Source organism: Luteococcus sp. H101 (assembly GCF_038433155.1).
Classification (GTDB): Bacteria; Actinomycetota; Actinomycetes; order Propionibacteriales; family Propionibacteriaceae; genus Luteococcus.
Genome location: NZ_JBCDMW010000017.1, coordinates 1 through 12,349, shown reverse-complemented (window position 1 = coordinate 12,349; position 12,349 = coordinate 1). Strand labels below are relative to the sequence as shown.

General features: G+C 71.8%; 9 protein-coding genes. 5 read left to right on the top strand and 4 right to left on the bottom strand.

All coding sequences use genetic code 11. The annotated features are described in order from the left end of the window. Window positions 1–15: 15 nt before the first annotated feature. Genes nudC through AAEX60_RS06625 form a run of 3 tightly spaced genes read right to left on the bottom strand, consistent with a single transcriptional unit; the run spans window position 16 to window position 7,338 of the window. Window positions 16–903, bottom strand: a complete 888-nt coding sequence (gene nudC, locus AAEX60_RS06635) for an NAD(+) diphosphatase (protein WP_342102080.1) — start codon at window positions 901–903, stop codon at window positions 16–18. Between the two features lie 10 nt (window positions 904–913). Next, a complete protein-coding gene (locus AAEX60_RS06630; RefSeq protein ID WP_342102079.1) occupies window positions 914–4,147 on the bottom strand; it encodes an ATP-dependent DNA helicase in 3,234 nt (1,077 codons plus the stop codon). Further along, window positions 4,144–7,338 (bottom strand): ATP-dependent helicase, encoded by a 3,195-nt coding sequence (locus AAEX60_RS06625; RefSeq protein ID WP_342102078.1) that lies wholly within the window; start codon window positions 7,336–7,338, stop codon window positions 4,144–4,146. Before AAEX60_RS06625 ends, AAEX60_RS06630 begins: the two co-directional genes overlap by 4 nt. Before the next feature lie 115 nt (window positions 7,339–7,453). Between AAEX60_RS06625 and AAEX60_RS06620 the strand changes: the two genes are divergently transcribed. The 4 genes from AAEX60_RS06620 to AAEX60_RS06605 are packed head-to-tail and all read left to right on the top strand — an operon-like array spanning window position 7,454 to window position 9,761. Next, a complete protein-coding gene (locus AAEX60_RS06620; protein WP_342102077.1) occupies window positions 7,454–7,657 on the top strand; it encodes a cold-shock protein in 204 nt (67 codons plus the stop codon). 12 nt (window positions 7,658–7,669) lie between these two features. Next, on the top strand, window positions 7,670–8,635 hold the full coding sequence (ligD, locus tag AAEX60_RS06615) for a non-homologous end-joining DNA ligase (RefSeq protein WP_342102132.1): 966 nt from the start codon (window positions 7,670–7,672) through the stop codon (window positions 8,633–8,635). A 48-nt stretch (window positions 8,636–8,683) separates the two neighbouring features. After that, complete coding sequence (locus tag AAEX60_RS06610; RefSeq protein WP_342102075.1) at window positions 8,684–9,526, top strand: PP2C family protein-serine/threonine phosphatase; 843 nt, start codon at window positions 8,684–8,686, stop codon at window positions 9,524–9,526. A 10-nt stretch (window positions 9,527–9,536) separates the two neighbouring features. Beyond that, entirely contained in the window at window positions 9,537–9,761 is a 225-nt protein-coding gene (locus AAEX60_RS06605; RefSeq protein WP_342102073.1) for a DUF3107 domain-containing protein, read from the top strand. Window positions 9,762–9,776: 15 nt separating this feature from the next. On the opposite strand, the gene AAEX60_RS06600 is transcribed toward AAEX60_RS06605, so the two are convergent. After that, window positions 9,777–10,445, bottom strand: a complete 669-nt coding sequence (locus AAEX60_RS06600; protein WP_342102071.1) for a ferritin-like fold-containing protein — start codon at window positions 10,443–10,445, stop codon at window positions 9,777–9,779. Between the two features lie 159 nt (window positions 10,446–10,604). On the opposite strand from AAEX60_RS06600, the gene AAEX60_RS06595 reads away from it, so the two are divergent. Continuing rightward, on the top strand, window positions 10,605–12,275 hold the full coding sequence (locus AAEX60_RS06595; protein ID WP_342102068.1) for a DEAD/DEAH box helicase: 1,671 nt from the start codon (window positions 10,605–10,607) through the stop codon (window positions 12,273–12,275). The last annotated feature ends 74 nt before the right edge of the window (window positions 12,276–12,349 follow it).

Here is a 12,349-nt window from a genome sequence, read left to right as displayed (position 1 = left end):
CGACCCCGGACGGGGTCAGATGCGCAGCGCCCCCTCCGGCGGGGGCAGCTCGCCGGCCCGCCACGCGGCGATGATCCGGCCCGCGATCGATCCCGGACCGGGAAGGCTCAACCCGTCGGCCAGCGCCGCGGTCAGCTCGTCGCGGGAGTACCACCGGGCCCAGGCAATCTCCGTCTGGTCGACGCGGATCTCGCCCTGCGCGCGGGCCACGAAGCCCAGCATCAACGAGCGCGGGTAGGGCCAGGGCTGGCTGGACAGGAAGCGCGCCTGCGTCACCTCCAGCCCGGACTCCTCCCGTACCTCCCGCACCACGGCATGTTCACCGCTCTCCCCCGCCTCCAGGAATCCGGCCAGGATGGAGACCCGGCCGGGCGCCCAGGCCGCCTGGTGTCCCAGCAGCAGCCGATCCTTCTCATCCAGCACGGCGACGATCATCGCCGGATCCGTGCGCGGGAAGATCTCCCGCCCACAGCCGGTGCACCGACGCTGGAAGCCGCCGGCGGCCATCTCGGTGGGCGCGCCGCAGCGTTCGCAGAAGCGGCAGGCGTCGTGCCAGGCCAGGACGGCGGTCGCGGCGGTCACCAGCTCCAGCCGGGCCCCTTCGAAGGACCCGTCGCGCAGGCTGTGGCCGGCTGCCACCTCACCGCGTCGGGCAAACCACACCTCGTCGTTACCTTCCCGCCGGACGCTGCCCAGCAGCACATCGCGCTGGGCGTCGTGGCCCGGCCGGCCGGGTGCCTCGGCGGTGGGGCAGCCGAAGGGGTCGCTGGACACCCGGCCCGCGGAATCCACCACCAGCAAGCGCGCCCGGGGGTCGCGCCACCACCTCGCCGGCGCGGCGGGATCATGCCGGGCGGCGCCCATCCGGTCCAGCAGTGGGGTCAGGCTCCAGGGTCCGTTCACGTCTGTGAGGCTACTCCCCGCCCGCAGCCAGGCCGCGGCTCATCCGGCGCAACTGCCGTTCATCGGCCAGCGGCTCGGGCCGTTCCACCTCACCACTGAGCACGTGGTAGAAGACCGCGTCCACCCGCTCCGGGTCAATCCCCTTGGCCTGTGCCCAGGCCAGCCGGTAGATCGCCAGCTGGGTGGGGTCGCTGGGCTGGTTGGCCGTCTTCCAGTCCACCACCTGGTAGTCGTGGCCACCCCCGGTGCCGGTAGGGACGGCGTAGACGGCGTCGATCCGGCCGCGCAGCAGGCTCTCCCCCAGGGCCAGCACGAAGGGCACCTCCACCGCCAGCGGCTGCCGGTGGGCATAGGGCCCCTGTTCGAAGGCCCGCACCAAGCGGTGCAAGGCCAGCTCGGACTCGGTCAGCTCCGTCGTGGGCCAGTCGTCGGGATCCATCAGGGTGGCCACCCCGAAGCGTCGTTCCACCCATTCATGGAAGCGGGTGCCCAGGCTCGCGGCCGCGGACACGGGCCGGGGCATCGGCCGGACCAGGGAGGCGGCGAAGGCCCGCGGGTCCCGCTGGGAGGCCATCAGCGCCGACGCGGACATCGAGTCCGGCATCGGCACCGGCACTTCGGCCAGGTCCCGGGCGTGGGCCTCGCCCAGCAACTGCTCGATCTCGGCATCCCACTGCGCCACCAGGGCCTCGTGGTCCAGGGTGAGGGGGCCCTCCGGCGCCTCGTAGTGCCCGCTCTGGGCGAAGCGCTCCCGGGCCCGTTCCACCAGCTCGGCCGCCAGCAGGCGTCGTTGGTGCGCCTCCGGGTCCGGTTCCGGCGGCCACGGCACCACGGCTGCCGGCGGGGCCGACGGGTTCTGCTCCGCCACCGGGGGCGCCTCCGCCAGCACCCGACCCTGCCGCTCGGCCTCGGACATCACCTGCAGCAGGTAGGGCGCGGGCTTTCGGGGCTTCGACTGCCCCGGCCGCCAGCTGTGCCCGGTGGCGGTCAGCCGGTGCCGGGCGCGGGTGACCGCCACATAGGCCAACCGGTCCTCGGCGCGACGCTGGGCCTGTTTCAGTTCCTTGGCATAGTCGGTGAAGGCCGCATTGCTGACGTCCGCCAGTTGCGGGATGGAGTCGGCGTCGCCCCGCAGCTCGGCCGGCAGCACCGCCGCGGTCCTGGTCCAGTTGTCGGTCACCCGGTCCGACGGGAAGACCCCCTCCACCAGCGAGGGAAGGTAGACCACGTCCCATTCCAGCCCCTTGGAGCGGTGCACCGTCAGCAACTTGACCGAATTGCGTTCGCTCGGGGTGGCCTGCTCCAGGCCTGCGCCGTGTTCCAGCTCGGCCGCCAGCCAGGCCAGCAGACCGGACAGCGAGGCATCACCGTCGACGTCGGTGTACTCGGCCACCGCGTCCACGAAGGTGGCCAGCTGGCTGCGGCGGAAACTGGCCTCCAGCTCCTGCGTGGCGGCCAGCTCCACGTCCAGCCCGAGGGTGTGCACCACCCGTCGGACCAGCTCCGTGACCGGCTCGTCGGCATGCCGCCGCAGGCCCGCCAGTTCCCGGCTGAAGGCGGCCAGCCGGTGCCTGGCCTCGTCGCTGAACGGGGCCTCGCCCGGGCTGTCCACCGCGTCCAGCAGGCAGACCACCTCCGACGGATCCACCTCCGCGATGGCGTCCGCCAGATCGGAATACAGGTCGGGCTGGTCGGGCCGCTGCGTGCGCGACTCCCGGGAGAGCTCCACCGCCCGTCGCCCCAGCAGCGCCAGGTCCCGCTCCCCGATCCGCCACCGTGGCCCGGTCAGCAGCCGGACCGTCTCCGGGTTGGCGGTCACGTCGTTGAGGAGCGTCAGGGTGGCCACCACGTCGGCCACCTCGGGGAGCCGCAGCAGGCCGCCCAGGCCGACGATCTCCACCGGGACGTCCCGTTCGGTCAGTGCCCGGAAGATCGGGGCAATGTCGGCATTGCGCCGCACCAGCACGGCGATCCGGGCCCAGTCGCCCTCCCGCCCGTCGGCCACCACCTGGTCGGCCAGCCAGGCCACCTCCTGCGGCCAGGTCTCGAAGGTGGCCGCCCGCACCTGGCCACCGGGCTTGTCCGGCGGGGCCACCAGCTGCACCGCCTCGTGCCCGTCGCGCACCAGCAGGGGATCCTCCCGCAGGGTGGCGGCGATGTCATTGGCGACGTCCAGGATCTTCTGACCGCTGCGCCGGTTCACCGTCAGCGGGTAGGAATCGGCCGGGCTGCCATCGGCCTTGGGGAACTCCGTGGCGAACTGCAGGATGTTGCTGGCCGCGGCACCTCGCCAGCCGTAGATCGCTTGGAAGGGGTCCCCAACGGCCGTGACCGGATGGCCACCACCGAACAGGCCGCGCAGCAACTGGGCCTGGGCCGACGAGGTGTCCTGGTACTCGTCCAGCAGCACCACCGCAAAGCGCTGTCGCAGGGCCGCCGAGACCGAGGGCACCCGCTGCACCAGCCGGGCTGCCACCGCCATCTGGTCGGCAAACTCCACCAGGCCGAGCTCGCGCTTGAGCCGCTGGTAACCCGCCACCAGCTCCAGCAGCTCCGATCGTTCCCGGGTGCTGGCCTCCGCATCACGCACGGCGGCATAGGGGTTGCCCCGGTTGTTCAGCGGGGCCTGGGCCAGGTGGGCCAGGAAGTCCGCCGCGTGCTCCCGGATCTGCTGCTCGGTGGCCAGGTGGGAGGACATGTCGGCGTCCAGCCGCAGCACCCGTTCGGTCACGCTGGCCGGGCGCAGCCGGGAGATGTGCTCGAACGGTCCGGGCGCGCTGGCCACCACCCGCGAGGCCAGCCGGTAGCGAGAGGCCCCGGTGAGCATCAGGGGATCGGTCTCGACGCCGATCCGCAGCCCGTGCTCGTTGACCAGGCGCGCGGCGAAGGAGTCATAGGTCATGATCACCTCTTCGCCGTCGGCGTCCTCACCGTCGGCGGCCAGCACGCCGGCCTTGACCAGGGCGGTGCGGACCCGAAGCCCCAGTTCGGCGGCGGCCTTGCGGGTGAAGGTCAGCCCCAGCACCTGCTGTGGCGCCACCTGGCCGGTGCCCACCAGCCACACCACCCGGGCCGCCATCACGGTGGTCTTGCCGGATCCGGCGCCGGCGATGATCACGGCGGGCTCCAGGGGGGCGGTGATGGTGGCCAGCTGCTCCGCGGAGAAGGGGATCTCCAGCGCGGCGCACAACTCGTCGGTGCTGCGCAGCATCCGACGGGGCGCGGTGATCGGGGTGATGCTCACTGCACGACCTCCTCGGCGGCGCGCATCGCCGGGCAGCTCAGCGCGAAGGGACAGAACTGGCAGCGGTCGCACCGGGTGGCGGGGAAGCTCTCGCTGCGGATGGTGCGGGCCGCCCGGGAGAGGTGCTCGTGCACCCAGGTGGGATGCTCCTCGGCGGGTGGTGCCTCGTCCAGCGGCGCCTGGCTGAGCACCTTCGGCCAGGGCAGCTGGCCGTCCTGTTTGCGCAGGTAGACCAGCTCCGCGCCGCCCACCCGTCGCTCACCGGGGGCCAGGTGCTCGAAGGCGCCCTGCTGGGCGGCCAGCTGGTAGAGCCCCAGCTGGTCCATCTGGTCCACCCGGGCCTGGGTGGGCACCCGTCGGCCGGTCTTGAAGTCGACGATCCGCAGCCGCCCCTGGGAGTCGCGTTCCAACCGGTCGACGCTGCCGCGCACCTCCACCAGTTCGCCGTCCACCTCCACCCGGGTGGTGAAGTCCACCTCCACCCCCAGTACCTCGCGGGACTCCGCCGCCTCTGCCCAACTGCTGAACCGTTCCAGCGCGGCCTCGGCCTCGGCCCTTTCGGAGGAGGACAGCCAGGAGGCATCGAAGCGCAGCTGGTCCCACACCTCGTCCAGGTGCTCGGCCAACTGCTCCGCGGCCAGGTCATCGCTCATGGCGTGCTGCGCCAGCACGTGCACCACGGAACCCAGCGAGGCGGCGCTGCCGCGTTGTGCCTCCGCCCGCGCCTGCCGCGCCAGGAACCACTGCCGGGGACAGTCCAGCAGGGCCTCCACCTGGGATCCGGACAGGCTGATGGGGGCCCCGGGCCGGGCCACCGGCTCCTCGGCCCGGGAGTAGTCGCTGATCCCCCACCAGCTGGCCGGGTTGGCGCTGGGCACCAGTGGACGGCCCGCGGCGTCACGCTCGTCCGCCAACCGGGCCAGCCGGGCCGCCGCTGCCTCCCGCATCGCCGGCGCCTGTCCGGGATCGGTGCTGACCCGGCGCAGCTCGGCCACCAGGGCCGGCAGCGTCATGGCCCGGCGCGATCGGCCCACCACGTGGTCCACCGGCACGCCCAGCTCGGACAGGAAACGTGACGGCTGGTCACCCTCACCCTCCACCCCCTCCACGGCGCAGACCACCAGCTGCTCACTCGCGCGGCTGCAGGCCAGGTGGAAGAGCCGGCGTTCCTCGGCCAGGACACCGCTGGTGGGGGCCGGGGGCAGCACCCCGTCGGGGGTGAGCCGATCGGGCTCCAACAGGGTTCCGCGCCGGGTCAGGTTGGGCCAGGTACCCTCCTGCACGCCCACCACCGCCACCAGCGGCCACTGCTCGCCCTTGGCCCGGTGGGCGGTGACCAGCCGGACCCCACGCTCACCCAGGTCCGATTCCCGGGAGGTGTCCGCCGGGATCTGCTGGCCGGAGACCTCCGCCACCAGGGCCCGGATCCCCTTGTCACCTACCAGCTGGGAGTCGCGGGCCGCCAGGTCGAAGAGGGCACAGACCGCGTCCATGTCCCGGTGTGCCCGGGCCGACGAGTCATCGGCGGCCAGCGCCTGGTCCCGCAGCAGCCGCGGCCAGCGGGTGCCGCTCCACAGCTGCCACAGGGCCACCTGCGCCGTCCCCCCACGCACGATCACGCCGCCCACCTGGGCCAGCAGTTCTCCCATGGCCACCGCCGCCCGCACCTCGGACGGCAGGCGCCCCTCCTCGTCGGTCAGCCCCTCGGCCCGTCCTGGTTCGGCCACCAGCTCGGCAACCAGCTGCCCGGACGGGCGGCTCTCCAGCCCGGTCTCCTGGGCGCACAGCAGCCGCCCCAGGCGGCGCATCCCCAGACTGTCCAGACCACCCAGGGGGGAGCGCAACAAGCGGTCCACGTCGTCCGGTTCCAGTGGCTCGCCGGCCGCCAGCCGGGAGGCCAGCTCCAGGCCCAGCAGGAGCGGGCGGACCGCGAGCTCCTCCGCCAGGGCAATCTCGTCGCCGGCCACCTCCACCGGCACCCCCGCGGCCGCCAGCCCCCGGGTCAGGGCCGGCAGGTCCCCCCGGCCGGAGCGGGTCATCACGGCCATCTGGTGCCAGCCCAGGCCGCGCTCCAGATGGGCCTGGCGCAGCACCTCGGCGACGTGCTCCACCATGGCGCCGAAGCTCTCATAGACGCGGGCCCGCACCTCCCCCTTCACGGCGGTGGCCCGCGGGTCGGCACTGGGGGCGGCGCCATTGTGGGGCAGCCGGGCTGCCACCAGGGCACAGGCCCTGGCCACCTGGTGGGCATTGCGATGGTTGGTCACCAGCTCGATCCGGTGGGTGGGCGCCCCGCGCCGGGCGAAGATCTGCTCGAAGTCCACCACCCCGCGCAGGTCCGCGCCGCGGAAGGCGAAGACCACGGTGCTGGGGTCGGCGAAGGCCGTCAACCGCAGCCCCAGCCCCACTAGGTCCGCCAGCAGCGCAATCTGGGAGGGGTCACACTCCGCGTACTCGTCGACGTGCACCGTCGCGAGCTCGGCGGCCAGGGTCTCGCGGACCTGTCGGTCCAGCAACAGCAGCCGGCACCGGTGCACCAGTTCCGAATAGTCCAGGCTGCCCTCGGCGTCCAGCACGTCCAGATAGGCGTCGTAGAAGCCACCCACCGCCACCCATTCCGGCCGCCCGGCGGCCCGGCCGGCGGCCGCCACCTGGGCCGGATCCAGGCCCAGCTGTCGGGTACGGGCCAGCACCGCCCGCACCTCGGTGGCAAAACCCCGCGTGCCGGCCGCGGCCAGCAGGTCATCCGGCCAGCCGGTGAGATCGTGTCCGGCCAGCAGCTCCCGCACCCGGAATTCCTGCTCCGGCGCCGTCAGCAGCTTCACCGGGCCGGCCGCCCCCGGCTCCCCGAAACGACGCAGCAGGGCGTGACAGAAGCCGTGGATGGTCATCACCTTGGGGGCCACCTGGCTGCGTCCAACCCGGCGCACCAGCCGGGCCCGAAGCTCCTGGGCGGCGGGCCGTGACCAGGTCAGCACCAGGTGCCGGGTCAGGTCACCGTCGGCGGCGCAGGCGGCGACCGACTCCACCAGGGTGCAGGTCTTGCCCGTGCCGGGGCCGCCGGCCACCAATAACGCCCCGGGGCCGGACCCCCCGGCCCACTCCACGACGCGCCGCTGCTCGCCGTCCAGCACGACTGCATCCCCGTGCTGCTGCACGGGGGGAACCAGGATGAAGCTGCGATCTGCCACGGGACCAATGCAATCAGAGCCCACTGACAGTTTTGCCAACCTCGTCGCCACCGGGTGTGCCCGGCGGGGAAATGTGACAGGGTGTAAGGGTCACACCGCCAACCAGGAGAACAGCATGGCTACCGGAACCGTCAAGTGGTTCAACGCGGAAAAGGGCTTCGGCTTCATCGCCGTCGACGGCGCCAATGAGGACGTCTTCGTGCACTACAGCGCCATCGAGTCGTCGGGCTTCCGCTCGCTCGACGAGGGTCAGGCCGTGGAATTCGACGTCGTGCAGGGGCCCAAGGGCCAGCAGGCCGACCACGTCCGCGCGCTCTGAGCCGGAAGTCCCCTGACTTCCCTCACCACCGAGGTTGACGGGCGCCCCGTCAACCTCACCAATCTTGACCGGCAGCTGTTCGACTCCGGCTTCACCAAGGCCGAGGTGATCGACTACCAGCTCCGGATTGCGCCGGTGATGCTGCCCCACCTGCTGGGGCGATGCCTCACCCGCAAGCGTTTCCCGCAGGGTGCCTCGGCGGACTCCTTCTACGAGAAGAACCTGCCCGCCGGGGCCCCCGAGTGGGTTGTCACCCAGCAGGTGGATGCCTCGGACGTGCCGATCACCTATCCCCTGGCGGACAGCTCGGCGACCCTGGTCTGGCTGGCCAACCTGGCCGCCCTGGAACTGCACACCCCCCAGTGGCGGATCGACGACCTGGCCGGCGGCCCGGTGGCCGCGGAGCACCCGATCCGCCTGGACTCCACGGGCCTGGTGCGCAGCAATCGCCTGGTGGTTGACCTGGACCCCGGCCCCGGCACCAGCATCGTGGACTCCTGCCGGGCCGCGATGGTGGTGGCCACCGAGCTGGCCGGCGACGGCCTGATCCCCTTCGTCAAGACCTCCGGCAACAAGGGGCTGCAGGTCTTCGCGCCAATCCAGCCCACCGACTGGCGGCTGGTGGTTGAGCATGTCCGACGGCTGGCCGTTCGGCTGGCCCGACGCCATCCCGACACCTTCGTCGCGGTGATGGCCAAGGACCAGCGGCCCGGCCGGGTCTTCGTCGACTACCTGCAGAACCAGGCCGCTCGCAACACCATCGCCCCCTATTCGTTGCGGGCCCGCCCCTTCGAGTCGGTCTCCACTCCCCTCACCTGGGAGGAGGTGGCGGCCGTGGATGCGGTGGATGCGCTGCAGTTCCGGGCCGACGACGTGCTGGCCCGGGTGGCGCACCACGGGGATCTGTGGGCGGACCTGCTGGACCCGGCCAATGCCGCCCCGCTACCCAGTCCGCCATCAGCGGATTCGGTCAACTGAGTGATTACGGGACTGGCACCCTGAGGCTGGACGTGGTGGACTGCACCCATGACTGAGCAGCCCGGAAACCCCCAGCGGGACCACTACACCCTGGCCCCGTTGAGTTGGCTCGCCGGCTGCAGTGACCGGGGACAACGGCACGAGACCAATCAGGATGCCCTGGCGCTGGGTGGCCGGGAGACCGAGGACGGCCCCCTGGCCGTGATGGTGATCAGCGACGGGGTGTCCACCTCCCTGGGCTCCGAGCTGTCCGCGGCGCTGGCCGCGGAGGAGGCCTCCGCCAGCCTGGTCGACCTGCTGCGGACAGACCCGCACGCCTCCCCCGAGGCGGCCCAGCGCGGGCTCGCGACGGCCTTCGACACCGCCAATCGTGCCGTCCTGGCCAGCGAGGGCCCGGGCGAGCAGCCCGGTTCCTGCACCCTGATTGCCGCGGTGGTCAACGATGGCCGGATCACCGTCAGCAATGTCGGTGACTGCCGCGGCTACTGGATCGGGGACGACGGCCAGGCGCAGATCCTGAGTGTCGACGATTCCCTGGCCCAGGCCCGGATCGAGCTGGGGATGAGCCGGGAGGAGGCCGAACGCAGCTTCCAGGCGCACGCCATCACCCGCTGGCTCGGGCCGGACAGCGCCGACGTCACGCCTCGTCAGGCCACCATCGACGTGCCCGGGGCGGGGTGGCTGGTGGTCTGCAGTGATGGCCTGTGGAATTACCGCTCGACCCCCGAGGAGATGAGCGAGCTGGTGTTGCGCACCGCCGAGGCGGCGCAGCAGTCCCCGGCCCGCACCGCCGAACTGCTGGTGGACTGGGCCAACGGGCAGGGCGGGCGCGACAACATCACCGTCGCCCTGACCCGGCTGGACGGGTCGGGCCCTTCCCCGATGGGCTAGGTTGGGCGTCGTGGACATCAAGATTGGCATCAACAACATCCCGCGCGAGGTCACCATCGACGCCCAGGCCACGGCCGACGAGGTGGAGCAGGCCCTGCGCACCGCCCTGGACGAGGGTGGCCTGCTGAAGCTCTCGGACCAGAAGGGCCGCAAGATCCTGGTCCCGGCCAGCCAGATCGGCTACGTCGACCTGGGGCAGGAGCACAGTCGGCCGGTCGGCTTCGGCACCGTCTGAGCCGGGCCCCGAGCCTCAGGCCAGACCGAGCGACGCCATCCGTTCGCCATGGGCGGCGGCCAGGCGGGACATCAGTGCGCTGATGGCCGCCAGGTCGTCGCCCGAATTCTCCCCGGCCCCGGTCAGCAGTCGGGTCAGGTCATCCTGGCTGGACGCCACCCGCTGGGCCTGGCTCAGGGCCTCGGCCAGCAGCCGTCGGCCGAACAGGGCCAGACGTCCCTGCTGGTCCGGGTCGACGGTGATCGCCTCGGCCAGCATCCGGCCGGGCTCGTGCGCCAGGACGCCGTCGTCGATGGAACCGGTGAGGATCTCCCGCAGTTCCGGGCCGAGATTGCCCAGCACTCCGTCGGCGAAATCGGCCACCAGCCCGCCGATGATGCACAGCTTCACCAGGCTCTCGCCCCACGTCCTGGGCTCCGTGTGGGAGTTGAAGGCGTCGACGGGCATCACGAAGGGGTGCATCGCGGAGCGCAGCGTGCTGCCCCGGGCCACCAACTCGGCCTCGAGCCGCCCCAGGTGACTGAAGCGCTGCGCCGCAATCCGGGCCAGCACCAGCTTGTCGTCGAGCCCCGGGGCCTGGGTGGCCGCCGCGGCGGTCCGCTCGAAGGCAGCCAACGAGCCATAGGCCACCAGGCCCAACAGGTGCACCTCGGCCTGGTCCCCCGACAGATTCTTCGCGTTCACGAGGCACAGGTTAGCCCCCTCCCGCGCGCCCGTGTGACCTGACCGCGGCCCGAGCGGGTAACCTTGGCGTGTTGCACGTTCCCGTGCAACCGGCAGGTCGTGCCCCGCACAGCGGATGTGGCCACCTGCGGCAACCCGTGCCGGTCTGACGATCGGTGGATGAGAAAGACCAGAACGGTGACCGAGAACCTCAATGTTGACGCCGAGCGCGTCGACGGCCTTGCCGGCAGCGACGTGACCTCCGAGCTGCCCGAGCCCGACGTGCAGACCACCTGGGATGACCTGGGCGTGATCCCAGAGATCCAGCAGGCGCTGGAGACGCAGGGCATCACCCATCCCTTCCCGATCCAGACCCTGGCCATCCCGATCGCCGTGATCGGCACCGACCTGATGGGTCAGGCCCGCACCGGCACCGGCAAGACACTGGCCTTCGGCATCTCCATCCTGCAGCGGGTGCTGCTGGAGGGCGACGAGGGCTACGACGAGCTGGAGATGCCCCCGGGCAAGCCCCAGGCCCTGGTGATGTGCCCCACCCGTGAGCTGGCGCTGCAGGTCAGCAAGGACCTGCAGACGGCCTCCACCATCCGCAAGGCCCGGGTGCTGACCGTCTATGGCGGCGTCGGCTATGACCCGCAGGTGGACGCCCTGAATGCCGGTGTCGACGTGGTGGTCGGCACCCCCGGCCGACTGCTGGACCTGGCCAACCGCGGCACACTGGACCTGAGCTGGCTGCGGATGCTGGTGCTCGACGAGGCCGACGAGATGCTGGACCTGGGCTTCCTGCCCGACGTCGAGCGGCTGATCGGGATGGCCCCCGAGGACCGGCAGATGCTGATGTTCTCCGCCACCATGCCCAGCGCCATCATCGGGCTGGCCCGGGCGCACATGCACCAGCCCATCAATGTCCGGGCGGAGGGCCACGACGCCCAGGCCACCGTGCCCGACACCACCCAGTACGTCTACCAGTCGCACAACCTGGACAAGCCGGAGATCATCGCCCGGGTGCTGCAGAGCACCGATGTGGACAAGGTGATGGTCTTCACCAAGACCAAGCGCGCCGCCCAGCGGCTGTCCGATGACCTGGAGGACCGCGGCTTCAATGCCGCCAGCATCCACGGTGACCTGAACCAGGCCATGCGGGAGAAGGCGCTCAAGCGCTTCCGCGCCGGTGAGGTGAAGGTGCTGGTGGCCACCGACGTCGCGGCCCGCGGCATCGACGTCACGGGCGTGAGCCACGTGATCAACCACGAGTGCCCCGAGGACGCCAAGACCTATGTCCACCGGATCGGCCGCACTGGCCGCGCCGGGCACAAGGGCATTGCGATCACCCTGGTGGACTGGGCAGACCTGGTGCGGTGGAAGGTGATCAACAAGGCGCTGGAGCTGGACTTCGACGAGCCCGCGGAGACCTACTCCACCAGTCCGCACCTGTACACCGACCTGGACATTCCCGAAGGCACCAAGGGCAAGCTGCCGGGCGCGGAGCCGAAGGACCGTCCCAAGCGCGACGACGACCGGCGCGGTGGTGGCCGGGGTGGTCGTGACGGCGGCCGTGGCCGCGGCCGGGCGGGCGACGACGAGGGCACCGAGCGTCCCCGCGGTGAGCGCAAGGAGCGGCCGAAGCGCAACCGTCGTCGGCTGAAGAATGGCGAGCCCGTCGAGGGTGCCGAGCAGAACGAGTCCCCCACCTCCTCCGAGGCGCCGGCTGCCGAGGCCCCGGCCCTGGCCGAGGGCGAGAAGAAGCCCCGCCGCCGTCGTCGCAGCCGCGGCAAGGGCCGTGGCGAGGGCGAGGGTGCCACCCAGACCCCCGAGACCACTCCCGAGGCCTGACAGCCCACCCGACGCGGGGGAACAAACAAACCAGGGGGGTGTAACAGCCGTGTGGGGTGGGAGGGTCGCCCCTG

What these genes read in the sequence shown, in the direction of transcription:
- AAEX60_RS06595 (WP_342102068.1), top strand. Translation starts at nt 10,605, where the DNA reads ATGAGAAAGACCAGAACGGTGACCGAGAACCTCAATGTTGACGCCGAG.
- AAEX60_RS06610 (WP_342102075.1), top strand. Translation starts at nt 8,684, where the DNA reads ATGACTGAGCAGCCCGGAAACCCCCAGCGGGACCACTACACCCTGGCC.
- AAEX60_RS06620 (WP_342102077.1), top strand. Translation starts at nt 7,454, where the DNA reads ATGGCTACCGGAACCGTCAAGTGGTTCAACGCGGAAAAGGGCTTCGGC.